The organism is Hansschlegelia zhihuaiae (assembly GCF_004103825.1).
Lineage (GTDB): Bacteria > Pseudomonadota > Alphaproteobacteria > Rhizobiales > Methylopilaceae > Methylopila > Methylopila zhihuaiae.
This window is the reverse complement of record NZ_RYFI01000005.1, coordinates 128701-152160: the sequence shown is the minus strand read 5'-3', so window position 1 is coordinate 152160 and position 23460 is coordinate 128701. Positions and strand designations below refer to the sequence as shown.

Here is a 23460-nt window from a genome sequence, read left to right as displayed (position 1 = left end):
GAGGAGACGATGAAGCTCGATATGGACGAGGTGGAGCGGCTCTCCGCCGACCTCTACGTTCGCGCGCTGAAGATCCTGCCGCCGGACGTCAAGGCCGGCTTCAAGGAGCTGGTCGACGCGGAGACCGGCGAGACCGCCCGCGCGGCGCTGGGCGTGATGGTCGAGAACGTTCAGGTGGCCGAGCGCACCAACAACATCCTGTGCCAGGACACCGGCATCCCGATCTACAACGTCACGATCGGCCGCGGCGTGGACTTCGACGGGGCGGACCTCAAACAGGCGATCCGTCGCGGCTGCGAGCGCTCCACCAGGGAGAACTCGCTGCGTTCGTCCGTCGTGCATCCGATCACGCGCAAGAACGACCAGACGTCGTGCGGCGTCCGCGTGCCGATCATCCATGTGGACTTCGACGAGCGCGACGAGACGGTCGCGATCGAGATGATCCCGAAGGGCTCGGGCTCCGAGAACGGTTCCTTCCTGCAGATGCTGCTGCCCTCTCAGGGGATCGCGGCGGCCAAGCGCTTCGTGATCGACCGGGTGATCGAGCTCGGCGGCCGGGTCTGCCCGCCGACCATCGTGGGGGTCGGCCTCGGCGGCACCTCGGATCTCTGCATGCATCTCGCCAAGATCGCCGCCACCCGCCCGCTCAAGACGGTATGCCCGGACCCGGAGGGCGCCAGGATCGAGGCCGAGCTGTCGCGCGCCGTGAACGAGCTCGGGGTCGGCCCGCAGGGGCTCGGCGGCCGCTCCACGAGCTTCGCGGTCCATGTCGAGATCGCCGCGACCCACATCACCCAGAACCCGGTCGCGGTGAACATCCAGTGCCATTCGGCCCGCCGCGCGACCGCGACGATCACGCCCGGCGGCATCGCGTTCAGCTGAGGATGGGGGCGATGGCGCTGCGTGCTTCGAGACGGCGCTTCGCGCCTCCTCAGCATGAGGATGGGGGTGGATGCCGGCGAGGTCCGTCACCTGTCGCTTTTGGAACCCTCCGCCCTCCCCATGCTGAGGAGCCGGCCGGGAGGCCGGCGTCTCGAAGCACGCAGTCCACTGCCCCCATCCGGAGGACCCCATGACCCAGCACGTCCTTGACATGCCGATCGACGCCGACAAGGTCCGCGAGCTCCGGGTCGGCGACACGGTCACGCTGCGCAGGACGCTGTTCGGCATCCGCGACGCCACGCTGATCCACATGTTCGACCGGGGCCGGGAGACGCGGTTCGATCTTCAGGGCCACGCCGTCATCCACACCGCGCCGAACGTGCGGCGGGTCGAGAAGAGCGAGGCGGCGCCGGCCGGCTACGAGCCGTTCTGCATCGGCACCACCACCTCGCAACGCATGGAGCGCTTCACCCGGCCGCTCATGGAGCGCGAAGGCGTGCGGCTCATCATCGGCAAGGGCGGCATGGGCCCGGACACGCTCAAGGCCTTCCAGGAGCTCGGCGGCGCCTATCTCGCGATCGTCGGGGGGGCGGCGGCGCTCGAGACGACCTGGATCGAGCAGATCGAGGACGTCGACATGGACGACCTCCACCCCGAAAGCCTCTGGAGGTTCAAAATCAAAGATTTCGGCCCGCTGCTGGTCGCCATGGACGCCCATGGCGGGTCGCATTACGCGAACATCCGCGACGACGTCGCGAGCCGGCGCGACGCGGTGCTGGCGAGCCTCGGGGCGAGCGAATGACGCCGCGGCCGCGCGTCGTCGACACCGACATCCTGATCCTGGGCTCGGGCGGCGCCGGCCTGTTCGCCGCGCTGCACGCCAAGAAGGCCGCGCCGGACCTCGAGGTCACGGTCGCGGTGAAGGGGCTGCTCGGCAAATGCGGCTGCACCCGCATGGTGCAGGGCGGCTACAACGTCGCGCTCGCGCCCGGCGATAGCGTCGAGCGCCATTTCATGGACACGATCGAGGGCGGCAAGTGGCTGAACGACCAGGACCTCGCCTGGACGCTGGTCACCGAGGCTCAGATCCGCATCCGCGAGCTCGAAAGCGAGCTCGGCTGCTTCTTCGACCGCAACCCCGACGGCACGGTCCACCAGAAGGCGTTCGCGGGCCAGACCTTCGACCGCACGGTGCACAAGGGCGACCTCACCGGCATCGAGATCATCAACCGGCTGATGGAGCAGGTCTTCGCGCGCGACGTACGCCGCCTCGAAGACCATCGCGCGCTCGACCTGATCCCGGCGGCCGACGGCTCGGGTCTCGCCGGCGTGCTGATGCTCGACATGCGCTCGGGCGAGCCGGTCCTGGTCCGCGCCCGGGCGACGCTGCTCGCGACCGGCGGCGGCCCGACCATGTACCGCTACCACACGCCCTCGGGCGACAAATCCTGCGACGGGCTCGCCATGGCGCTCCGCGCCGGCCTGCCCCTGCGCGACATGGAGATGGTGCAGTTCCATCCGACCGGACTGCTGGCCGGGCCGGGCACCCGCATGACCGGCACTGTGCTGGAGGAGGGGCTGCGCGGCGCCGGCGGCTGGCTGCTCGATGGCGGCGGCGAGCGCTTCATGCATCTCTATGACCCGCGCCAGGAGCGCGCGACGCGCGACATCGTCAGCCGCTCGATCATCCGCCGCATCCGCGACGGGCAAGCCACGGAGAATGGCGGCGTCTACATCTCGATGGGCCATCTCGGCCCGGACAATGTGCGCCGCGCCTTCAAGGGCATGGTGGAGCGCTGCGCGGATTGCGGCTTCGACCTTGCGGCGGGCCGCGTCGAGGTGATCCCGACGGCGCATTACATGATGGGCGGCGTCGCGTTCCGCGGCGACTGCTCGACCGAGCTTCCGGGCCTTTATGCGGCGGGCGAGGACACCGGCGGCGTCCACGGCGCGAACCGGCTCGGCGGCAATGGCGTCGCGAATTCGACCGTGTTCGGCGGCGTCGCGGGCAAGGCGATGGCGAAGGCGCTCGCAATGCGCAGCGCATTGCCGGATCCTGACGCCGCCGCCGTCGAGCGCGGCCTCGCCCGCGCTTTCGGCCCGCTCGGGCGGCCGCACAGGGAGCTGGGCGCGATCCGCGAGGCGCTCTACGAGACGATGTGGGACGATGTCGGCGTGCTGCGCGACGCCCAGGGCCTCGCCAGCGCCGAGGCGCGGCTCGCCGAGCTCTCCGAGGCGGTCGAGCGCTCCGGCGCGCCGGACGGCGACCGGCGCTACGACCTGACCTGGATGGACCGCCTCAACCTCGAGAGCCTGGTCCTGGTGAGCCGCGCAGTCTGCGCCGCCGCGATCGCCCGCGTCGACAGCCGCGGCGCGCATTTCCGCGAGGATTTTCCGGAGACCTCGGACCTCGCGACGTCGCGCTACACGGTCGTTCGGCAGGCGGGAGACGGGCTCGACGTCTCGACCGAGCCGGTCGCGTTCACGCGCGCCCGGCCCGGCCAGTCGCTGATCGATCAGGCGGCGTGAGGGCGGAGACCCGCCCTCACCATCCGATCGCCTTCGGCAGCCATGTGGCGATCCCCGGGAAGACGAAGACCGCGACAAGGGCGACGAGCTGCAGCCCGATGAACGGGACGACGCCCTTGTAGATGTCGAGCGTCGCGACCTCGGGCGGCGCGACGCCCCGCAGGTAGAACAGCGCCCAGCCGAAGGGCGGCGTCAGGAACGAGGTCTGCAGCACCACAGCGATCAAGGACGCCGCCCAGACCACGTCGACACCGTCCGCCAGCATCAGCGGCAGGAACATCGGCACCACGATGTAGCTGATCTCGATCCACTCGATGAAGAAGCCGAGCACGAAGATGATCGCGAGCATGAAGATCAGCATGCCCGTGGCGCCGCCCGGCACCATCTCGAAGACGTCATGCACCAGCCGCTCGCCGCCGAGCCCGCGGAAGGCCAGCGCGAACACCTGGCTGCAGATCAGGATGAAGAACATCATGGCGGTGATGCGCGCCGTCGAATTGACGACGTCGACCAGCGTCTTCAGCGAGAGTCGTCCGGCGACGGCCGCGACCAGGATCGAGCCGAGCGCGCCCATGCTGGCGGCCTCGGTCGGCGCCGCGACGCCGCCGATGATCGAGCCGAGCACCGCGAGCACCAGCGCGATCGGCGGCACGCCGACCTTGAGCGTCTTCATCCAGAGCTCGCCCCGGGCCCCCCCCTGCCGTTCCTCGATCGGGATCGGCGGGACCATGTCGGGCCTCACGACGCCCACGATCAGGATGTAGGCGCCGAGGATCGCGGTGAGCAGCAGGCCGGGGAACACCGCGGCCGCGAACAGCGTGCCGACCGACTGGCCCATGATGTCGGCGAGCAGGATCAGGATCGTGCTGGGCGGGATCAGCTGCCCGAGCGTGCCCGAGGCGCAGATCGCCCCGCATGCGAGCCGCTTGTCGTAGCCGCGGCGGAGCAGCGTCGGCAGGGTCAGCAGGCCGAGCGTGACGATGGTCGCGCCAACGATGCCCGTGGTTGCGCCCATCAGCATGCCGACCAGCACGATGCCGAGCCCCATGCCGCCCCGGAGGCCGCCGGCCAGATAGCCCACGACTTCCATGAGTTCGTCGGCCATGCGCGACTTCTCGAGCATCACGCCCATGAAGACGAAGAGCGGGATCGCGATCAGCGTGTAGTTCGCCGTGACGCCGTAGATGCGCGCCGGCAGCAGGTTGAACAGCCCGCTGCCGAAGCCGATGAAGCCGAACACGAAGCCCGAGATCGCGAGCGTCAGCGCCACGGGCACGCCGACGAACAGGAGAATGAAGAAAGACGCGATGCAGGCGAGGGCGAGGATCTCGTTAACCGGCATTGATGGACGCCGTCTTGAGGCCGTCCGAGCCGCCGAAGAACGGCTTCAGCGCGCGCAGGACCGAGGCCAGGCTCTGCAGCCCGAACAGCGCGAAGCCGGCCGGGATCATGGCCTTGATGATCCAGCGATAGGGCAGGCCGCCGGGGTCGGGGGAGCCCTCGCCGATCCGGTAGGACTGGGCGACGTAGGGGATCGAGATCTTGACGACGATCACCGCCAGCGCGACGGCGCAGAGCGCCGAGAACAGGTCGACCGCACGCTGGGCCCCGACCGGCAGGCTCGAATAGAAGATGTCCACGCGGACGTGGCCGTCATGCTTGATCGTGTAGGCGATGCAGAGCAGCGTGAGCGGCGCCATCAGGTGCCATTCGAGCTCCTGGGTGGCGACCGAGCCGATATGGAAGAAGTAGCGGGCGATGACGTTGCCCGCCATGACGAGGACGAGGGCGAGCCCGGTCCATGCGGCGATCCGGCCCAGAACCTCGACGACCGCGTCGAGGCCCAGGGCACAATTCTCCAAGCGTTCGGGCATGAGGATCAGGCGCCGACGCGGATCTGTTCCTGGAACACGGCCTCGGAGACGCCCGCCCAGCTGTCATGCTTCGCCTTGAAGGCCGTGAAGGAGTCGTAGACCTTCTTGATCTTCGGGTCCGAGCCCGCGAGCCCGTCGAGCGTTTTCTTGGTGGTGGCGCGGAGCCCCTCGACCACCTCGGAGGGCAGCGGGCCGGCCTTGACGCCCTGGTTCTTGACGAGGTCGTCGAGCGCTTCGGCGTTGGTCGCCTCGCACCAGGTGTGGCTCAACACGTTGCAGGCCGCCGCCGCCGAGCGGACGATCGCCTTGAGGTCGTCGGGCAGCGAGTCCCAGGCGGCCTGGTTGACGACCAGCTCGGTCACGTTGTTCGGCTCGTGCCAGCCGGTCGTGTAATAGTACTTGGCCGCCTTCTGCAGGCCGAGACGACGGTCCTGATAGGGGCCGACGAACTCCGCCGCGTCGATCACGCCGCGCTCCAGCGCCGGGAAGATCTCGCCGCCGGGCAGCAGCTTCACGTCGACGCCGAGCTGCGCGTAGACCTTCCCCGCGAGGCCGGGAATGCGCATCTTGAGGCCCTTGAAGTCGTCGAGCTTCTCGATCGGCTTGCGAAACCAGCCGGTCATCTGCACGCCGGTGTTGCCCATCGGCATGGGGACGAGGTTGAAGGGCTTGTAGAGCTCCTCCCAGAGCGCGAGCCCGCCGCCGTGATAGATCCAGGCGTTCTGGCCCTGGAAGTTCAGGCCGAACGGGACGGTGGTGAAAAATTGGGCGGCCGGAACCTTGCCTGCCCAAAAATAGGAGTTTGCGGCGTTCATCTCGACCGTGCCGGCCGAGCAGGCGTCGAAGCCCTCGAGCGCGGGGATCAGTTCGCCGGCGGCGAAATGCTGGATCGTGAGGCGCCCGCCCGACATCTGCTTCACGAGCTCGCAGAAATAAGTCGGGCTGCCGGGTCCGGTCACGTAGAACGGCGCGCCCGGGCCGTAGGCGTTGGTCATCTTCCAGCTGAAGTTCTGCTGGGCGCGCGCGACGGCGGGCGCGGCGAGGGCGGCTGCGGCACCGAGGGCGCCGGCGGACAGGACTTTACGGCGGTTCATCTGACCTCACTCGTCCGCGGGGACATCCCGCGGGCTGCGACAGGGGACGCGAGGTCGAGGGCAATCGGCATGCCAGCGCCGCGGCATGCCGATCACGTCGGCGGCAGCGAGCAGGGAGTCTGCGTCGGAAGGCTTCAGTTTCGAGCGGCGGCCTGCGGCAGGGTCATCAGGATCTGGCGGTCGGCGATGCTGGCGACTCGACTGTTGTGGGTCACCACGATGCGGGTCATCGGCAGCGCCTTGAGCGCCGCCAGCACGACGTCGATCGCCCGCTCGTCGAGATGGTTCGTCGGCTCGTCGAGCAGGAAGAGCTGCGGGCGGCGGTAGAGCGCGCGGGCGATGAAGATGCGCTGCTTCTGCCCGCCCGACAGGGTCGAGCCCATGTCGCCGACCAGCGTCTCGTAGCCCATCGGCATGCGTACGACGTCCTGGTCGATGCCGGCGGCGGCCGCGCAGCGCCGCGCCCAGGCTAGGTCGAAATGCGGGTCGAAGCAGGCGATGTTCTCGGCGATCGAACCGGCGAACAGACGGTCGTCCTGCAGCACGCAGCCGATCCGCTGGCGGAAGGCCGCGAGCGAGCTTTCGCCGAGCAGCGCGCCCTCGACCTCGATTGCGCCGGAGGTCGGCAGCAGCAGGCCCGACAGCATCTTGAGCAAGGTGGTCTTGCCGCAGCCCGAGGGACCGAGGAGCGCGACGCATTCGCCGGGCGCGACCGAGAGGTCGAAGTCGCGCACGATCGCCTGCTCGCCGCCATAGGAGAAGGTAACGTTCTTGAGCTCGATCCCGACCGGCTCGCCGGATGACGGCGCCTCGATCTGGGCGGCGGCGATCTCGCGACGCGACAGCGCGATGTCGGCGAGCCGCTCGGCCTGCAGGTTCAGCATCCGCATCTTGAAGCCGGCCGAGACCAGGCTCTCGACCCGGGTCGAGAACTGGTCCTTATAGGCCAGAAACGCGACCAGCATGCCGAGCGTGACCGACCGGTCGATCACGGCGTTCGCGCCGAGATAGAGGATCAGCACCCGGTCGAGCCCGAACAGGAGCTTGGTGGCCGACTGGAACAGCACGTCGAGCTTCTGGGTGTGGAGCTTGGCGTTGAAGCGGTCGACCAGCAGGTTGAGCCAGGTCGCGGTGCGGCGGTCCTCGAGGCCGAACAGCTTCACGGTGGTCGCGCCGCGCAGCGTCTCCAGAAAATGGGTGTTCTCGCGCGCCTGCTGGACGATGGTCTCCTCGGAGGCCTGCCGGTAGGGCCCGTATGCCCCGACCCGGATCGCGACATAGATCAGCGTGGTGGCGACCGCGACCGCTGCAAGCCAGCCGCCGAACAGCGCCATCATCACGATCAGCCCGACCGCCATGACGCCGTCGACGACGCTCAGCACCGAGGTGGTCGACAGCGTGTCCTGCACGGTCTCGAGCGAGCGAAAGCGCGAGGTCACGTCGCCGACGTGGCGCTTCTCGAAATAGTCGAGCGGCAGCCGGATCAGATGCCCGAACAGCGCGCTCGCCCATTGCACGTTGAGCGCGTTCGACAGCGCCATGATGCCCCAGGCGCGCGCCGCCCAGATCACGGTCTGCAAGAGGACGAGCAGCGCGAGGCCAAGCGCGACGAGCGTCACGAGGTCGGCGTCGCTGGCCACGATCGCCTGATCGATGATGATCTGCGTGCCGAACGGCACCGCGAGCGTGAAGACCTCGAAGGCGAGCGACAGCGCGAGCAGCTGGACGATCGCGCGCGGCAGCCCGGCGACGTTCCGGAACAGGTCGAGGATGCGGATGGTCTGCCGCTCGTCGGCCGGCGCGAACTCCTTGGTCGGCGTCAGCTCGAGCGCGACGCCCGTGAAATTCTTCGACAGCTCCTCATGCGAGAGCGTGCGGCGGCCGATCGCCGGGTCGCAGACCGTGGCGGTCCGCTGGCCGACCTGCTCCAGCACCACGAAATGGTTGAAGCCCCAATGCAGCACGCAAGGGGTCGCGAGCTCCGGCAGCGCCTCCATCTCGACGCGCAGCGCCCGCGCCGAGAACTCCATGCGGCCCGCGATCGCGATCAGCTGTTTCAGCGTCACGCCGCCGAGCGAGGTCGAGAAGCGGCGCCTCAGCGTCGCGAGGTCGACGAGCCTCCCATGCGCGCCCGCGACCATGGCGAGGCAGGCGAGCCCGCATTCGGCGGCCTCGGTCTGCAGGATCGCCGGGGCCTTGGCGCGCGACAGGCCGAAGGACAGCCGCTCGACCAGCGGACGCGGGTCGAACCGTTCCGTGGCGGACAGGCTCACCATGCGCCCTCCTTGGCGGCGGGCGCGTCGGGGCCGCCATGGAGGGAACGGAGGCTCAGGATCGGGTTGAGGATCCACTGCCAGATCGGGCGGGTGTCGAGGAAGATGTCGGCCTCGACCTGCATGCCGGCCTGCAGCGGCTCGCGCTTGCCATAGGCCGCGATTTCGGAGGCGTCGGGCTTGACGGTCAGCCGGTAGAGCGCGCCGCGTCCCTGGAGCTCGGGCGGCATCGGCACGCCGTCGTCCACCTCCTCGGCCCGGAGCGCCGCCCGCGAGATCGCCGCCACCACGCCGGGATGCTGCCCGAACTTCTGATAGGGGTAGGCGGCGTAGCGCAGCATCACCTGCGCGCCTTCGCGCACGAAACCGATCGCGCTCGACTCGGCGTAGAGATTGGCCTGCAGCGCGCCGTTCTCCGGCACGATGGTGAGCAGCGGCGCGTCCTTCGGCACCGCCTGGCCGGCATGGCCCACGACCGCGGTGACGCGGCCGGCCTCGGGCGCCGTGATCTCGATCCGCCGCTGCGCCTCGGTCTCGGCGATGGTGCGGTCGGCCTCGGCGATCTGGCGGCGGATCTCGGACAGCTTCGACCCGCCCTCATGGTCGATCTGGGCGATCTCCGACTGGGAGGCGTTGCGGTCGCTGTCGAGCCGCACGCGGTCGCGCCTCAGCTGCTCGAGCTGGGTCTTCTCGGTCATCAGCCGCGAGCGGCGGTCGGCGACGTCGCGCTGGATGGTGATGCCCCGCTTCAGATAGTCCTTGTAGCTCGCAAGCTCCTCCTCGAGCACCCTCACATAGTCCTCGCCGGTCGCGATCTGCCGGTCGACCTGCGCGGTCTCGCGCGCGATGTCCTCGAGCTTGGTCCTGAGCGCGGCCTGGCGGTCCCTGTCGGCGGCCGTGCGGCGCAGCAGCTCCTTCTGCAGCTCGTCCCGCTGGCTCTTGATCGCCGTCAGCACGGCTTCACTCGCGGCGCCGGACTCGGTGCGGCGGTCGAGGTCGAGCACGTAGAGCGGCTCGCCCTTGGCGACGCGGTCGCCGTCCGCGACCTTGAGGGACAGGATCTGGGCGCCCTGAGGAGAGGCCAGCCGGATGAGCCCCCCGCTCGGCGCCAGCACGCCCTGCACGCGGGCGCGCTGCGTGTACTGGCCGAAGACCAGAAAGGCGACGAGCGCGGCCGCGAGCGCCGCGCCGATGGGCGCGACGACGCGGATCGGCCAGGGCTGCACGGCCTGCGTCGCCCCGAGCCAGTGGTCGGCGCGCGCCGAAAGCGCCGCCGCCCGGAAGAGCGGCAGGGGCCTGGCGCCTCCTGGCGCTGGCGCTTGGCCGGCCGCGGCGGGGCTTTCGCCGGGCGACGTCAGATCGGGCTCCGCGCGCGCTGCTGCGCTCATGGCCTCCCTTCCTTGGCCGACGGAAACCCGCCGGAACGGCGCACTTTCAGGCGCGCAAAAGCGGCCAAAATGCGCTCACGCACAGGAGATCTTCGGAAATCCAGCGAACTCAAGGAGATAGGCGCCTTTCACGGGAGCGGGCCGTGGTGAAACGATTCGGCGCCGCGCCCCCGCCTGCGGCCGCAGGCCGCAGAGGCGCCCAGCGCATTCGAGAAGATCACGACCCGAATGCAGGTGTGGCGCCGGCGCCACGTCGCGCGACCGACGAACGCCGCCCGCCGCTAGGGACCGTGGTGATTTGCTGTCTCGTTTTGATCCAACCCCCTCAAAACACAGTCATTTTAGTGATCACATGATCACCATATTCGTATAGGAGGCGGCTCTGGCCTCTTTGGTCCTTCATCGAATGTAGATCCCGGAGGGCTTGAAGATAGGGGTGGCGCGTGATCTCGTGATCAACGAAACGCCAAGCGGGCGTTTCTTCGATCATTGGTCGGACGTCTCTGACGGCGTCCCTTCCAGGGGAGAAGGAATTTATGACCAAGAGCACTGAAGTCATTCGCGAGCTCAACGCTGCCGAACTCGACGATGTCGCAGGCGGCCTGTCCGTCGGACTGGGCCTCAATGTCGACGCCAGCGGAGAACTCGCCGCGGTTTCGGGCGTCATCGACCAGGTCGGCGGTCTCGTCGGCGGTCTGCTCGGCACCGTGACCGGCGCTCTGCCGAAGGTTTCGTAAATCCTCCAATGCCGCGGCGGACGCTTCGCGCGCCCGCCCCCCCCCGCCGCGGCCTCGCATCAGGCGCGTCGCGAGGCCGGGAAACGGCGCGATCGATCCAAACTCGGCATCGCTCCATGCCTGAAACGGCTTGGACCTGAAACGTCGCGAGGCGCACTTTCGTGGCGGACCAAGAGCCCAGACGCGCGGCGCTCCGGCGGCGCGGATCGCACGGGCCGACGCCGAGGACACGCCGATGACCGTTCCGCCGACCGCCGCCGCCGCGGCTTCCGCGACGCAAGCCGGCGACGCGCCCGGCGGCGACCGCATCGCCTGGGCGAAGCTCTCGCTCTGCTTCCTGCCGCTCAAGAATCCGATCAGCGACGCCAAGGTGCTGACCGGCCGGCAGAAGCCGCTGACCGAGGTCGCGATCCTGTTCTGCGAGATCGAGACCCGCGACGGCTGGCGCGGCATGGGCTTTTCCTATTCCAAGCGCGCCGGCGGGCCGGGCATGTTCGCCCACGCCCGCGAGATCGCCGACAATCTGATCGGCGAGGATCCGAACGACATCGAGCGGCTCTGGACCAAGCTGGTCTGGGCCGGGGCCTCGGTCGGGCGCTCCGGCCTCGCGACGCAGGCGATCGCCGCGATCGACATCTGTCTCTGGGACCTCAAGGCCAGGCGCGCCGGCCTGCCGCTCTCGAAGCTCATCGGCTCTCACCGCGACAGCGTGCGCTGCTACAACACCTCCGGCGGCTTCCTGTCGACGCCGCTGCCCGAGGTGCTCGAGAACTGCGCGGCCTCGCGCGAAAAGGGCATCGGCGGCATCAAGATCAAGGTCGGCCAGCCGGACTGGTCGAAGGACCTCGAGCGGGTGAAGGCGGTGCGCAAGCTGCTGGACGGCGGCTTTCCGCTCGCCGTCGACGCCAACCAGCAATGGGACCGTCCGACCGCGATGCGTGTCGGCCGGGCGCTCGAAGACTTCGACCTGTTCTGGATCGAGGAGCCGCTCGACGCCTATGACGCCAAGGGCCACGCCATGCTCGCCGCCGACCTCGCGACCCCGATCGCGACCGGCGAGATGCTGACGAGCGTCGCCGAGCACTACGAACTGATCCGCAACGACAGCGTCGACTTCATCCAGCCGGACGCCGGCCGCGTCGGCGGGATCACGCAGTTCCTGAAGATCATGAACCTCGCCGACCACGCCGGCCTGATGATGGCCCCGCATTTCGCGATGGAGATCCACCTCCATCTCTGCGCCTGCTACCCGCGCGAGCCCTGGGTCGAGCATTTCGACTGGCTGGAGCCGCTGTTCGACGAGAGCCTCGAGATCCGCGACGGCCGCATGGTCGTGCCGGACCGTCCCGGCCTCGGCGCGACCATCAGCGAACAGGCCCGCGCCTGGACGGTCGACAGCCACGAGGTCGGCAAGCGGGCCTGACAGCGGGTGCTTCACACAACTTTACGTTCGGCCGGAAGGGCGGAAAACTTCGCCCGCTAGCGTCTCCTTGTTGCGGCTATCCCCGCCGCGTCCGACAAGGATGACGAAGATGGAAACGCAGAACGCAGACCAGACCCCCCCGACCGGCGCCAAGGCTCCGGCCCGACGCGGCAGGCGCGTGGCCGCGGCGGCGGCCATCGGCCTCGGGGCGGTCTCGCTCGGGATCGTCGCCGCGATCGCGGCCGCCCCCGACGACCGCTTCGGCCCGCATGGCGGCCTGCATGGCGTCGGCGCCTTCCTCCTGGAGCGCCGGATCGACGGCGCGCTCGATGCCGTCGACGCGACCGCCGAGCAGGAGAAGAAGATCTGGGCGATCGTCGACGCGACCCGCGCCGACCTCCGGCCGAGATTCCGGGAGTTCCGCGACGCCCGCGGCCAGTTCGTCCAGGCGCTGTCGGCCGGGACCGTCGACCGCGCCGCGGTCGAGAAGCTGCGCGCCGAGCGGGTCGCGGCCGTCGACGCGACCTCTAAGAAGATCGCCGAGGCGGCCGTCGAGGCGGCCGAGGTCCTGACGCCGGAGCAGCGCGCCAAGCTCGCCGACCGTCTCAAAGACCGCGGCGGCCACGGGCCGTGGTGAGCGCAGGCGCGGCATGACCGATCGTGACGGCATGGCGGACGAAGTGCTGATCGTCGACGACGACGTGCGCCTCGCCGCCATGCTGGCCGATTACCTGACGCAGAACGGCTACCGACCGCGGACCGCCGCGACCGGACGGCAGGGTCTCGACGACGTCGCGCGCCACGCGCCCGCCGCCGTGATCCTCGACGTCATGCTGCCGGACATCGACGGCTTCGAGGCCTGCCGGCGCATCCGCGCCGGCTCCGACGTGCCGATCCTGATGCTGACCGCCAAGGGCGAGGACACCGACCGCATCGTCGGGCTCGAGATCGGCGCCGACGACTATCTGCCGAAGCCCTTCAACCCGCGGGAGCTGCTGGCGCGGCTGAGGGCGATCCTGCGTCGCCGCAGCCACGAGGCGCCGTCAGGGCCGAAGCCGCTGCGTTTCGGCCGGCTCGAGATCGATCCGGGATCGCGGACGGCGCGGGTCGGCGGCCGCGACTGCGCGCTGACCAGCCATCAGTTCGAGCTGCTGGTCGCGCTCGCCCGCAATCCCGGCCGCACCCTCACCCGCGACCAGCTGATGGACGAGGTGCGGGGCGAGGAGCTCGCGGCCTTCGACCGCTCGATCGACGTCCATGTCTCGCGCATCCGCGCCGAGATCGAGGACGACCCGAAGCGCCCTCGGCGCATCATCACAGTGCGGGGGACCGGTTACGTGTTCGCCCGCCGGCAGGACGACGACTGAGTCCGCGGAAAGCCGATGCGCAGCCGCCTGTTCCTCAAGATCTACGCCACGCTGCTCGTTTGTCTCGTGCTTGCGGCGGCTTCGAGCGCGCTGTTCGCGCGGCTCGCCTGGGACGACGCCGACGGCTGGCACGCGCGACGCGACCGCGTGATCGCGGCCGTCCTGCCGCCGGCCTCCGATCCCGCCGCGCTGCAGAGCGCGCTCGACCGGCTGGGCGAAGCGCTCGACGCCGACATCACGGTGTTCGACGCCGAGGGCGTGATGCTCGCCCATGTCGGGAAGCCGGCGCCGGCGGACCTGCCGGAGCGGCTCGACGGCCATGAGCGGATCGGCCGTCCGTTCCGCTTCGCGACGCGGCTCGCCGACGGCCGCGTGGTCGCGGCCCGGATCGACCCGCATTTCGACAATCCCGATCGGGGCCGCAATCTGCTGCTCTTCATCGCCCTGATCACCGGCGTGACGGCGCTCGCCGCCTATCCGGTCGTCCGGCATCTGACGCGCCGGCTCGAGCGGCTGCGCGGCGGGGTCGAGGCCTGGGGCGCGGGCGACCTTCGCCAGCGCGTCGACATTGCGGGCCGCGACGAGGTCGCGGCCGTGGCGCAGACCTTCAACCAGGCGGCCGACACGGTCGAGCGGCTGGTCCGCTCCCACGGCTCGCTGCTCGCCAACGCCAGCCACGAGCTGCGCTCGCCGCTCGCGCGGATGCGGATGGCGCTCGACCTCTATGAGGGCTCGGGCGGGACGGCGGCCCGCGACGAGATCCTCCGCAGCCTCGGCGAGCTCGACGACCTCGTCGAGGAGATCCTGCTCGCGAGCCGGCTCGACCATGCGGGCGACGCACCTCACTCGGAGCAGGTCGACCTGCTGGCGCTCGCGGCGGAGGAGGGCGCCCGCGAGGACGTCGCGATCGCGGGCGAGGCCGCGCTCGTGAAGGGCGATCCGCGGCTGCTCCGCCGGCTGGTCCGCAATCTCCTGCAGAACGCGCGCAAGCACGGCGCGCCGCCCGTGGAGGCGACCGTCCGGCGGACCGGCGGCGTCGTCGAGCTCAGCGTCCGGGACCACGGACCGGGCGTGCCCGAGATCGAGCGGGACCGCATCTTCGAGCCGTTCTACCGGCCGGGCGGGGCGAGCGAGGTGTCGGGCGGATGGGGGCTCGGCCTTGCGCTCGTCCGCCAGATCGCGCTGCGTCACGGCGCGGTCGTCGGCTATGAGGCCCCGCCCAACGGCGGCGCGCGCTTCGTGGTCCGGTTCCCCGGCTGAAGGTCGCGGCGAGCTACTCCGCCAGCGCCTCCTCGCGTTTCTTCGCGATCTTCGGTGAGAACATCGCGACCAGCAGCACGGCGACGATCAGTAGGATCACGGCCGAGATCGGCGACCTCACGAACACGCTGACGTCGCCGTCGGCGATCAGCATCGCGCGGCGGAAGTTCTCTTCCAGCTGCGGCCCGAGCACGAGGCCGAGCAGCAGCGGGGCGGGCTCGACGCCGATCTTGATGAAGAAATAGCCGAGCGCGGCGCAGCCCAGCATCAGCCAGACATTGAACATCGAGTTCGAGATGCCGTAGGCGCCGATGCAGCAGAACAGCACGATCGCCGGGAACAGCAGCCGGTAGGGGATCTTCAGCATCGAGATCCATACGCCGATCAGCGGCAGGTTGATGACCAGCAGCATGAGGTTGCCGACCCACATGCTGGCGATCAGCCCCCAGACGAGCTGCGGCTGCTCGCGCATGATCTGCGGGCCGGGCTGGATGCCGTGCATCATCAGCGCGCCGATCATCAGCGCCATCAGGGCGTTGGACGGGATGCCGAGGGTCAGAAGCGGGATGAAGCTGGTCTGCGCGCCCGCGTTGTTGGCGGATTCCGGCCCCGCGACGCCCTCGATCGCGCCCTTGCCGAAGCGCGAGGGGTCGCGCGCGATCTTCTTCTCGAGCGCATAGGCCGTGAAGGGCGGAAGCGCCGCGCCGCCGCCCGGCAGCACGCCGAGGAAGGAGCCGATCGCCGTCCCCCGCAGCATCGCCGGGAAGGCCGCGCGAAGATCGGCGAGGCTCGGCATCAGCCCGGTGACCTTTTTGGTCACCACCTGCCGGTCCGCGGAGGTCCGCTCCAGGTTCGCGGCGATCTCGCCGAGCCCGAACAGGCCCATGGCGATCGGCACGAAATCGAGCCCGTCGGCAAGCTGCGGGAAGCCGAAGGTCATGCGCTCCGCGCCCGACGAGACGTCGATGCCGACGATCCCGAGGATCAGTCCGAGCACGATCATGGCGAGCGCCTTGGCGACAGAGCCATGCGCCAGCACCACCGCGGCGATCAGGCCGAGCACCAGCAGGCTGAAATACTCGACCGCGGTGAACTTCAGCGCGAGCGCCGCAAGCGGCAGGGCGAGCAGCGCGATCACGATCGTGGCGACCGTGCCGGCGAAGAACGAGCCGATCGCCGCGATCGCGAGCGCGAGCCCGGCCTGGCCGTTCCTCGCCATCTGGTGGCCGTCGAGGCAGGTCACGACCGAGGACGTCTCGCCCGGCACGTTGACCAGGATCGCGGTGGTCGAGCCGCCATATTGCGCGCCATAGAAGATGCCGGCCAGCATGATGAAGGCGGTCGGCGGCGCGAGCCCGAAGGTGAAGGGCAGCAGGAGCGCCACTGTCGGGATCGGGCCGATGCCGGGCAGCACGCCGATCGCGGTGCCGATCAGGACGCCGAACAGGCAGTAGAGCAGGTTGACAGGCTCGGTCGCGGTCGCAAGGCCGAGCAGCAGGTTGTGGAACAGCTCCATGGCCTCACCAGGGTCCGATCGGCATCGGCAGCGACAGCGCCTTGACGAACAGCAGCGCCGAGGCGGCCGCGACGGCGATCGCGAACAGCGCGATCTCGAGCGGCTTCGTCTCGCGGCTGCCGAGGCCGGCGATCACGACGGTCGCGAAGGCCGCGACCACGATGCCTGCGGTCAGGCCCAGCAGCGCGAAGGCCGCGACGCCGGCGAGGAGGCAGGCGAGGGGACGAGCCTGCGGCGGGTCGATGGGCTCGCCCGCCGTCGTGACGCCGCGGATCGCGAAATAGGCCCCGAAGGCGGTCGCGATCCCGGCCAGCACGCGCGGCATGAAGCCCGGCCCCATGTCCGCGGGCGTCCCGAAGCTGAGCTTGCGCGTCGCGTAGAAGACCAGCGCCGCGACCGCGATCAGGAACACGCCGAACAGCGCGTCCCTGAGGTCGACCCTGGAGGTCACGGGCCTATTGGCCCTTGATGCCGGCGTCGGCGATGATCTTGCCCCAGCGCTCGGTGTTGGTCGCGAGCCACGTCTTGAGGTCGTCGGCCGCTCCCCCGACCACGCGGCCGCCCTGCTGCTTGATGCGGTCCACCACCTCGGGGCGCTTCAGGATCTCGTTGACCGCGGCGTTGACCGCCTGGATGCGCTCCGGCGGCGAACCCGCGGTGCCGAGCAGACCCTGCCAGGAGCCGGCGTCGGCCGAGGGAAGCTTGGCCTCGGTGAAGGTCGGGAGGTCGGGGGCGGCCGAGACGCGCTCGGTCCCGGTGATCGCGAGGCCGCGGAGCTGGCCGCTTGTGACGAAGGGCAGCGTCGCGGTCGCGCCGTTGATGATGACCTTGCTCTCGCCCGAGACCACGGCCTGCGTGGCCGCCGCGCCGCCCTTGTAGGGCACGGTCTTCCACTGGATGCCGAGCTCCTTGGCCATCGAGACCGCGGTGATGTGGTTGACGCCGCCGATGCCGGAATTCGCGATCGCGAGCTTGCCGGGATTGGCCTTGGCGTACTCGATCAGCCCCGCGACGTCCTTGACCTCGAGCGCCGGGTTCACGGCGAGCACGTAGGGCGAGAACATCACCATCGTGACCGGCGCGAGGTCCTCGAGCGGCTTGTAGGTGAGCTCGGAGAACAGGCCGGGGGCCGACGCCACGGTGCCGACGTCGGTCAGGAGATAGGTCGAGCCGTCCTTGTTGGCCTTGGCGACCGCGTCCGCGCCGATGTTGCCGGCCGCGCCCGGCTTGTTCTCGACCACGACCGGCTGGCCGATCTTTTCCTGCAGGAGCGGGCCGATGATGCGGGCGAGCGTGTCGGACGTGCCGCCCGGCGCGTAGGGCACGATGATGCGCACCGGCTTGTCGAAGGCCTGCGCGACGGCGGCGGCGGGGGTCAGGACGGCGGCGGCGGCCAAGGCGCCGCATGCGAGGGCGAGCGCCTCGCGGCGTGTGACGGTCATGCTTTCCTCCCAGGGACGCTGCTGTTCGCAGACTGTTGGGAGAAGGGTCCGCCCGAAGCCTCGACGCTGTCCATCCCAAATCCGGCATGGATCGATGCCGAAATTGGATCGGTCAGCCTCGATGCGTCGCCACGCTGCTCAGGATGATGTCGAGCGCGCGGGCCGCCGCCGGGTTCTCGTTGTCGCGCCGCCAGACCGCGCCGAGCTCGGCGAGATGGCCGCCCGCAGAGCGGATCTCGTGATAGGCGACGCCCTCGAAATGCAGCTGCCGCGCGGCTTCCGGCACCAGCGCGACGCCGAGCCCGATGCGCACCAGCGCCAGCACCGAGTGGATCTGGCTGACATGCTGGGTGACTGCCGGCTGCGCGCCCGCGGCCCCGAACAGGCGCAGCACGAGGTCGTGGAAATAGCGCGCCTCGAACGGCGAATAGCTGATCAGCGGGTCGTCGCCGAGCTCCGCGAGGTCGATCGCGCCGCGGCCGGCGAAGCGGTGGTTCGGCGGCAGCGCGACGATCATCGGCTCGCGAAGCACGATCTTGAAGTCGAACGCCGCGCGCCGCACCGGCGGCCGAACGAGGCCGATGTCGATCCGTCCGGCGGCGAGCGCGTCGAGCTGCGCTGAGGTTACGGCCTCGCGCAGCGCCACGTCGACGTCCGGGAGCTGGGCCTTCAGCTCCTGGAAGACGCGCGGCAGGAAGCCGTAGCCCGACGCCGCCGTGAAGCCGATCGTCACCGCGCCGGCGTCGCCTTCCGACACCCTCCGGATCGACATCGCCGCCCCCTCGGCGAGCTGCAGCAGCCGTCGGGCCTCCGGCAGGAAGGTGCGGCCTGCGGCCGTGAGCGCCACGCGCCGGTGCGAGCGCTCGAACAGCTTCGCCTCGAGCAGATGCTCCAGGAGCTGGATCTGCCGGCTGAGCGGCGGCTGGGTCATGTTCAGCCGGCGCGCCGCCCGTCCGAAATGCAGCTCCTCGGAAACCGCGACGAAGCAGCGGAGGTGGTTGAACTCGAACATCGATACCCAAAGAGCATCGAATGATGCCGTCTAAGGCTTAGACCGGAATTGTCGCCCTCACTACGCTTCCCGTCAATCAACGAGCCGACGGCGATGACCGGACGGCCGGGAGGGAGGACAGAACGAGATGCGCGTGCTCAAGGCCCTTTGCGTCGCCGCGGCCGTCACGGCCGTGGCCGCGCCGTCTTTCGCCATCGCCGCGGACTATCCGAACCGCGCCATCACCATGATCGTGCCGTTTCCGCCCGGCGGCGCCTCGGACATCGCGGCCCGCGTCGTCTCCAAGGAGGCCGAGGCGATCCTCAAGCAGCCGATCATCATCGAGAACCGCGCCGGTGCGACCGGCAATATCGGCGCGCGCGCCGTCGCGTCCTCGGCGCCCGACGGGTACACCCTGCTCTGCGCCGCGCTGTCGGTCTGGTCGATCAACGCCGCGCTGTTCAAGAGCCTGCCTTACGATCCCGCCAAGGACTTCGACCACCTCACGGTCGCGGTCCGCACGCCCAACGTGCTCGCGGTCCGCAAGGACTTCCCGGCCAAGGACCTCAAGGAGTTCATCGCCTATATGAAGGCCAATCCCGGCCAGGTGACGTTCGCGACCTCGGGCTCCGGCTCGTCCGACCATCTGACGTCGGAGCTGTTCTGGCAGACCACAGGCACCAAGGGCATCCACGTGCCCTACAAGGGCGGCGGTCCGGCCATTGGCGATCTGGTCGCCGGCCAGGTCGACGTCTCCTTCGCCAATCTCGGGACGATCTATCCGAACATCGCCGCCGGCAAGGTGAGGGCGATCGCCGTGTCGAGCGACGTCCGCCATGCGCAGCTGCCCGACGTCCCGACCCTCAAGGAGCAGGGCGTCGACCAGGTCGTCTATTCCTGGCAGGCGCTCGGCGGCCCGAAGGGCATGCCCGACGACGTCCGCGCCAAGCTGCAGGACGCCTTCGTCAAGGCGCTCAACACGCAGAGCGTGAAGGACCAGTTCGCCAAGACCGGCTTCGAGGTCGTGGCCAACACGCCCGAGGAGTTCAAGACCTTCCAGGCGGGCGAGATCGCGCGCTGGAAGGAGGTGGTGGCGAAGGGGAACATCGAGGCGCCGTAAGCGCCTCGAGCCTTCCAAAATCCTTCGCCAATGCGACCGGAGCCCAAGACCGTGACCGACGCGCCTCTCTCCATGCGGCCCGAAGCGACGTTCTCGACGCCTGTGGTGACCGGCATGCGCGTCGTGCCCGTCGCGGGCCGCGACAGCATGCTGATGAATCTCAGCGGCGCGCACGGCCCGTTCTTCACCCGCAACATCCTGATCCTCACCGACAGCCGCGGCGCGACCGGGCTCGGCGAGGTTCCGGGCGGCGAAAAGATCCGCCGGACGCTCGAAGACGCGAGCGAGCTGATCGTCGGCCGGCCGATCGGCGCCTGGAACGAGGTGCTGAACCGCATGCGGACCGAATTCGCGGATCGCGACGCGGGCGGACGGGGTCTCCAGACCTTCGACCTTCGCGTCGCGATCCACGCGGTCACGGCGGTCGAGAGCGCCTTCCTCGACCTGCTCGGCCAATATCTCGACGTGCCCGTCGCGGCGCTGCTCGGCGAGGGCCAGCAGCGTCCCGCGGTCGAGATGCTGGGCTACCTGTTTTATGTCGGCGACCGGGTCAGGACGCCCCTGCCTTATCGCGAGCCGGACGCGAAGGACGGCTGGCTGCGGCTGCGCGACGAGAAGGCGCTGACCCCCGAGGCGGTCGCACGGCTCGCGGAGGCGGCGCAGGACCGGTACGGCTTCAACGACTTCAAGCTGAAGGGCGGCGTGTTGCCGGGCGAGCAGGAGATCGCCGCCGTCACGGCCATCAAGCAGCGCTTCCCCAAGGCCCGCGTCACCCTCGACCCAAACGGCGCCTGGTCGCTCGACGAGGCGATCCGGCTCTGCAAGGGGCAAGGGCATGTGCTGGCCTACGCCGAGGACCCGTGCGGGGCCGAGCAGGGCTTTTCGGGCCGCGAGATCATGGCCGAGTTCCGCCGCGCCACGGGCCTGCCGACCGCCACCAACATGATCGCGACCGACTGGCGCCAGATGCGCCACGCGATCCAGCTCGGCTCGGTCGACATCCCGCTCGCCGACCCGCATTTCTGGACGCTCGCCGGCGCCGTGCGGGTCGCCCAGCTCTGCCGCGACCACGACCTGACCTGGGGCTCGCATTCGAACAACCATTTCGACGTCTCGCTCGCCATGTTCACCCATGCGGCGGCGGCTGCGCCCGGCAGGGTGACGGCGATCGACACCCACTGGATCTGGCAGGACGGCCAGCGGCTCACCAAGGAGCCGCTCGAGATCCGCGGCGGCCTCGTCGGCGTGCCGGAGCGGCCGGGCCTCGGGATCGAGATCGACATGGGCGAGGTCGAAAAGGCCCACGAGCTCTACAAGTCCCATGGCCTCGGCGCGCGCGACGACGCCGCCGCCATGCAGTTCCTGATCCCGGGCTGGACCTTCGACAACAAGCGGCCGGCGCTGGCGCGCTGACCGGCCCTCATCCCCCGAAAACAAGAGCGAGGCGAAGCGCCGTGGACCTCCCCAAGAACAGCTTCAAGGCGGCGATCGCCGAAGGCCGCCAGCAGATCGGCCTGTGGTCGAGCCTTGCGAGCCACATCTCGACCGAGGTGATCGCGGGCTCCGGCTTCGACTGGATCCTGCTCGACATGGAGCATTCGCCGAACGACCTCGCCGACATCTATGTCCAGCTGCAGGCGATCATGGAGAGCCCGACCCAGGCCGTGATCCGCATGCCGAGCGACGACCCGATCGCGATCAAGCGCATCCTCGACGCCGGCGCCCAGTCGCTGATGATCCCGAATGTCGAGGACGCCGCCCAGGCCGCGCGCGTGGTGGCGGCGACGCGCTACGCCCCACGTGGCGTGCGCGGCTTCAGCCAGGCGCCCCGCGCCGCCCGCTTCGGGCGCGTCCCGGACTATCACGCGCGCTGCGAGGCCGAGATCTGCGTGATCCTGCAGATCGAGTCCCAGAAGGCGCTCGACAACATCGAGGAGATCGCGGCCGTCGAGGGCGTCGACGCGCTGTTCGTCGGCCCGGGCGACCTCTCGACCAGCCTCGGCTATCTCGGCAAGCAAGGTCATCCGGACGTCGTCGAGACGATCGAGAAGACCATCGGGCGCGTCGTGAAGACCGGCAAGGCCTGCGGGATCCTGACCGGCGACGAGGCGCTGGCGCGGCGCTACATTGCGGCCGGCACCGCCTTCACGGCCGTCGGCTCGGACATGACGCTGCTCGCCCGCACGACCGAACAGCTCGCGGCGAGATTCAAGCAGGGGTGACGAAAAACTGCGTGCGTCGAGACGCGCCTGCGGCGCTCCTCAGCATGAGGCGTCGAGATGCGAAGACCATCCTCATGCTGAGGAGCCCGCGCCAGCGGGCGTCTCGAAGCACGCACTCCATCTCCACAGCTTCCTCGCGGCCCCGCCCACAGCCTTATCCCCAGACCGGAGACCCATCATGAACGTCGGTTTCATCGGCCTTGGCATCATGGGCAAGCCCATGGCCGGTCACCTGATCGCGGGCGGCCACACGCTGTTCCTGAAGAGCCGCCGCGACGTTCCGGGCGAGCTCGTCTCGGCCGGCGGGACCGCCTGCGGGAGCGCCAAGGAGGTCGCCGAGAAATCCGACGTGATCATCATCATGGTGCCGGACACGCCGGACGTCGAAGCCGTGCTGTTCGGCGAGGGCGGCGTCGCGGAAGGACTGTCGGCCGGCAAGATCGTGGTCGACATGAGCTCGATCTCGCCGATCGCGAGCAAAGCCTTCGCGGAGAAGATCGGATCACAAGGCTGCGCCTATCTCGACGCGCCGGTTTCGGGCGGCGAGGTGGGCGCCAAGAACGCCTCGCTCACCATCATGGTCGGGGGCGAGGCGTCGGCCTTCGACAAGGTGAAGCCGCTGTTCGACCTGATGGGCAAGAACGTCACTCATATCGGCCCGAGCGGCACCGGCCAGTCAGCCAAGGTCGCGAACCAGATCATCGTCGCGCTGACCATCGGCGCGGTGGCCGAGGGCCTGCTGTTCGCGTCGAAGGCGGGGGCCGACCCGGCGAAGGTGCGTCAGGCGCTCTCGGGCGGGCTCGCCACCTCGCGGATCCTCGAACTCCACGGCGAACGGATGATCAAGCGGACCTTCGACCCGGGCTTCCGGATCGAGCTCCACCAGAAGGACCTCAACCTCGCGCTCGAAGGCGCGAAGTCGCTCGGCCTCGCCCTGCCCTCGACCGCGATCGCCCAGCAGCTGTTCTCGGTCTGCGTCGCGAATGGCGGCAAGGGCTGGGACCACTCCGCGCTGGTCCGCGCGCTCGAGATCATGTCGAACGCAGAGCTCGGGGCCTGACGAGCCAACGCCGCGGCGCGGAGCGTCCACCGTCGCCCGCCGCAAGGGTCCGCCCTCCCGGACGCGACGCGGCGCCGGCGGCGCCAAGCGCCGCACATTGCATCGACGCCCGGCCGATCTCTCCCCGATTGCCCCGCGCGCGCCCATCGGCTAGGTTCCGCGCGGCTCAGGCACCCGTAGCTCAGCTGGATAGAGCGCTGCCCTCCGAAGGCAGAGGTCAGAGGTTCGAATCCTCTCGGGTGCGCCAAATTTGGCGCCGGTCCGAATAGGACTGCGAACACG

At 69.6% G+C, this 23460-nt stretch carries 21 protein-coding genes and 1 tRNA gene; 13 read left to right on the top strand and 9 right to left on the bottom strand.

The annotated features are described in order from the left end of the window. The first annotated feature begins 9 nt into the window (after positions 1–9). The 3 genes from EK403_RS07305 to EK403_RS07295 all read left to right on the top strand — a co-directional run bounded on the left by EK403_RS07305 (position 10) and on the right by EK403_RS07295 (position 3411). Positions 10–882 carry a fumarate hydratase gene (locus EK403_RS07305; protein ID WP_128776843.1) on the top strand — a complete coding sequence of 291 codons (873 nt, stop codon included), beginning with the start codon at positions 10–12 and terminating at the stop codon, positions 880–882. Between the two features lie 190 nt (positions 883–1072). Next, positions 1073–1684, top strand: coding sequence for a fumarate hydratase C-terminal domain-containing protein (locus EK403_RS07300; RefSeq protein ID WP_128776842.1), 612 nt, complete (start codon positions 1073–1075; stop codon positions 1682–1684). Next, positions 1681–3411 (top strand): L-aspartate oxidase, encoded by a 1731-nt coding sequence (locus tag EK403_RS07295; RefSeq protein WP_128776841.1) that lies wholly within the window; start codon positions 1681–1683, stop codon positions 3409–3411. The genes EK403_RS07300 and EK403_RS07295 overlap by 4 nt, the downstream gene beginning before the upstream one ends. A 16-nt stretch (positions 3412–3427) precedes the next feature. Here the strand turns inward: EK403_RS07295 and EK403_RS07290 are convergent, their stop codons facing one another. The 5 genes from EK403_RS07290 to EK403_RS07270 all read right to left on the bottom strand — a co-directional run bounded on the left by EK403_RS07290 (position 3428) and on the right by EK403_RS07270 (position 10040). Beyond that, positions 3428–4753 (bottom strand): TRAP transporter large permease, encoded by a 1326-nt coding sequence (locus EK403_RS07290; RefSeq protein ID WP_128776840.1) that lies wholly within the window; start codon positions 4751–4753, stop codon positions 3428–3430. After that, on the bottom strand, positions 4743–5285 hold the full coding sequence (locus tag EK403_RS07285) for a TRAP transporter small permease subunit (RefSeq protein ID WP_128776839.1): 543 nt from the start codon (positions 5283–5285) through the stop codon (positions 4743–4745). The genes EK403_RS07290 and EK403_RS07285 overlap by 11 nt, the downstream gene beginning before the upstream one ends. A 5-nt stretch (positions 5286–5290) precedes the next feature. Next, a complete protein-coding gene (locus EK403_RS07280) occupies positions 5291–6379 on the bottom strand; it encodes a TRAP transporter substrate-binding protein (protein ID WP_128776838.1) in 1089 nt (362 codons plus the stop codon). A 134-nt stretch (positions 6380–6513) separates the two neighbouring features. After that, the gene (locus EK403_RS07275) at positions 6514–8655 is read right to left on the bottom strand and encodes a peptidase domain-containing ABC transporter (protein WP_128776837.1); all 2142 of its coding nucleotides are present in this window, start codon (positions 8653–8655) and stop codon (positions 6514–6516) included. After that, positions 8649–10040 carry an HlyD family secretion protein gene (locus EK403_RS07270; protein ID WP_128776836.1) on the bottom strand — a complete coding sequence of 464 codons (1392 nt, stop codon included), beginning with the start codon at positions 10038–10040 and terminating at the stop codon, positions 8649–8651. Before EK403_RS07270 ends, EK403_RS07275 begins: the two co-directional genes overlap by 7 nt. 536 nt (positions 10041–10576) lie before the next feature. On the opposite strand from EK403_RS07270, the gene EK403_RS07265 reads away from it, so the two are divergent. The 5 genes from EK403_RS07265 (at position 10577) to EK403_RS07245 (ending at position 14827) form a co-directional block, all read left to right on the top strand. Then, entirely contained in the window at positions 10577–10777 is a 201-nt protein-coding gene (locus EK403_RS07265; RefSeq protein ID WP_128776835.1) for a hypothetical protein, read from the top strand. Positions 10778–11012: 235 nt separating this feature from the next. Further along, positions 11013–12200, top strand: coding sequence for an L-talarate/galactarate dehydratase (locus EK403_RS07260; protein WP_128776834.1), 1188 nt, complete (start codon positions 11013–11015; stop codon positions 12198–12200). 109 nt (positions 12201–12309) lie between these two features. Further along, on the top strand, positions 12310–12837 hold the full coding sequence (locus tag EK403_RS07255; RefSeq protein WP_128776833.1) for a Spy/CpxP family protein refolding chaperone: 528 nt from the start codon (positions 12310–12312) through the stop codon (positions 12835–12837). A gap of 31 nt (positions 12838–12868) precedes the next feature. Next, entirely contained in the window at positions 12869–13567 is a 699-nt protein-coding gene (locus EK403_RS07250) for a response regulator (RefSeq protein ID WP_128776895.1), read from the top strand. Between the two features lie 15 nt (positions 13568–13582). After that, the gene (locus EK403_RS07245; RefSeq protein ID WP_128776832.1) at positions 13583–14827 is read left to right on the top strand and encodes a sensor histidine kinase; all 1245 of its coding nucleotides are present in this window, start codon (positions 13583–13585) and stop codon (positions 14825–14827) included. 13 nt (positions 14828–14840) lie between these two features. On the opposite strand, the gene EK403_RS07240 is transcribed toward EK403_RS07245, so the two are convergent. The 4 genes from EK403_RS07240 to EK403_RS07225 form a co-directional block, all read right to left on the bottom strand. Next, the gene (locus tag EK403_RS07240; protein WP_128776831.1) at positions 14841–16343 is read right to left on the bottom strand and encodes a tripartite tricarboxylate transporter permease; all 1503 of its coding nucleotides are present in this window, start codon (positions 16341–16343) and stop codon (positions 14841–14843) included. A 4-nt stretch (positions 16344–16347) separates the two neighbouring features. Further along, positions 16348–16794: a tripartite tricarboxylate transporter TctB family protein gene (locus EK403_RS07235; RefSeq protein ID WP_128776830.1), complete on the bottom strand. Its 447-nt coding sequence runs from the start codon at positions 16792–16794 to the stop codon at positions 16348–16350. Positions 16795–16798: 4 nt separating this feature from the next. Beyond that, entirely contained in the window at positions 16799–17785 is a 987-nt protein-coding gene (locus EK403_RS07230; protein WP_128776829.1) for a Bug family tripartite tricarboxylate transporter substrate binding protein, read from the bottom strand. A gap of 112 nt (positions 17786–17897) precedes the next feature. Further along, entirely contained in the window at positions 17898–18797 is a 900-nt protein-coding gene (locus EK403_RS07225) for a LysR family transcriptional regulator (RefSeq protein ID WP_128776828.1), read from the bottom strand. Between the two features lie 127 nt (positions 18798–18924). Here EK403_RS07225 and EK403_RS07220 point away from each other — a divergent pair, with 127 nt between their 5' ends. From EK403_RS07220 to EK403_RS07200, 5 genes are all read left to right on the top strand, one after another. Then, positions 18925–19896 carry a Bug family tripartite tricarboxylate transporter substrate binding protein gene (locus tag EK403_RS07220; protein ID WP_128776827.1) on the top strand — a complete coding sequence of 324 codons (972 nt, stop codon included), beginning with the start codon at positions 18925–18927 and terminating at the stop codon, positions 19894–19896. Between the two features lie 72 nt (positions 19897–19968). Further along, positions 19969–21309: a glucarate dehydratase gene (gene gudD / locus EK403_RS07215; protein ID WP_128776894.1), complete on the top strand. Its 1341-nt coding sequence runs from the start codon at positions 19969–19971 to the stop codon at positions 21307–21309. A gap of 41 nt (positions 21310–21350) precedes the next feature. Then, the gene (locus tag EK403_RS07210; protein WP_128776826.1) at positions 21351–22118 is read left to right on the top strand and encodes an HpcH/HpaI aldolase family protein; all 768 of its coding nucleotides are present in this window, start codon (positions 21351–21353) and stop codon (positions 22116–22118) included. A 178-nt stretch (positions 22119–22296) separates the two neighbouring features. Then, a complete protein-coding gene (locus tag EK403_RS07205; RefSeq protein ID WP_128776825.1) occupies positions 22297–23178 on the top strand; it encodes a 2-hydroxy-3-oxopropionate reductase in 882 nt (293 codons plus the stop codon). 170 nt (positions 23179–23348) lie between these two features. Next, positions 23349–23425: transfer RNA gene (locus EK403_RS07200), tRNA-Arg, on the top strand. The last annotated feature ends 35 nt before the right edge of the window (positions 23426–23460 follow it).

Excerpts from the sequence above, each read along its gene's own strand:
- EK403_RS07305 (WP_128776843.1), top strand. The coding sequence starts at position 10 with ATGAAGCTCGATATGGACGAGGTGGAGCGGCTCTCCGCCGACCTCTAC.
- EK403_RS07300 (WP_128776842.1), top strand. The coding sequence starts at position 1,073 with ATGACCCAGCACGTCCTTGACATGCCGATCGACGCCGACAAGGTCCGC.
- EK403_RS07295 (WP_128776841.1), top strand. The coding sequence starts at position 1,681 with ATGACGCCGCGGCCGCGCGTCGTCGACACCGACATCCTGATCCTGGGC.
- EK403_RS07290 (WP_128776840.1), bottom strand. The coding sequence starts at position 4,753 with ATGCCGGTTAACGAGATCCTCGCCCTCGCCTGCATCGCGTCTTTCTTC.
- EK403_RS07285 (WP_128776839.1), bottom strand. The coding sequence starts at position 5,285 with ATGCCCGAACGCTTGGAGAATTGTGCCCTGGGCCTCGACGCGGTCGTC.
- EK403_RS07280 (WP_128776838.1), bottom strand. The coding sequence starts at position 6,379 with ATGAACCGCCGTAAAGTCCTGTCCGCCGGCGCCCTCGGTGCCGCAGCC.
- EK403_RS07275 (WP_128776837.1), bottom strand. The coding sequence starts at position 8,655 with ATGGTGAGCCTGTCCGCCACGGAACGGTTCGACCCGCGTCCGCTGGTC.
- EK403_RS07270 (WP_128776836.1), bottom strand. The coding sequence starts at position 10,040 with ATGAGCGCAGCAGCGCGCGCGGAGCCCGATCTGACGTCGCCCGGCGAA.
- EK403_RS07265 (WP_128776835.1), top strand. The coding sequence starts at position 10,577 with ATGACCAAGAGCACTGAAGTCATTCGCGAGCTCAACGCTGCCGAACTC.
- EK403_RS07260 (WP_128776834.1), top strand. The coding sequence starts at position 11,013 with ATGACCGTTCCGCCGACCGCCGCCGCCGCGGCTTCCGCGACGCAAGCC.
- EK403_RS07255 (WP_128776833.1), top strand. The coding sequence starts at position 12,310 with ATGGAAACGCAGAACGCAGACCAGACCCCCCCGACCGGCGCCAAGGCT.
- EK403_RS07250 (WP_128776895.1), top strand. The coding sequence starts at position 12,869 with ATGGCGGACGAAGTGCTGATCGTCGACGACGACGTGCGCCTCGCCGCC.
- EK403_RS07245 (WP_128776832.1), top strand. The coding sequence starts at position 13,583 with ATGCGCAGCCGCCTGTTCCTCAAGATCTACGCCACGCTGCTCGTTTGT.
- EK403_RS07240 (WP_128776831.1), bottom strand. The coding sequence starts at position 16,343 with ATGGAGCTGTTCCACAACCTGCTGCTCGGCCTTGCGACCGCGACCGAG.
- EK403_RS07230 (WP_128776829.1), bottom strand. The coding sequence starts at position 17,785 with ATGACCGTCACACGCCGCGAGGCGCTCGCCCTCGCATGCGGCGCCTTG.
- EK403_RS07225 (WP_128776828.1), bottom strand. The coding sequence starts at position 18,797 with ATGTTCGAGTTCAACCACCTCCGCTGCTTCGTCGCGGTTTCCGAGGAG.
- EK403_RS07220 (WP_128776827.1), top strand. The coding sequence starts at position 18,925 with ATGCGCGTGCTCAAGGCCCTTTGCGTCGCCGCGGCCGTCACGGCCGTG.
- gudD (WP_128776894.1), top strand. The coding sequence starts at position 19,969 with ATGCGGCCCGAAGCGACGTTCTCGACGCCTGTGGTGACCGGCATGCGC.
- EK403_RS07205 (WP_128776825.1), top strand. The coding sequence starts at position 22,297 with ATGAACGTCGGTTTCATCGGCCTTGGCATCATGGGCAAGCCCATGGCC.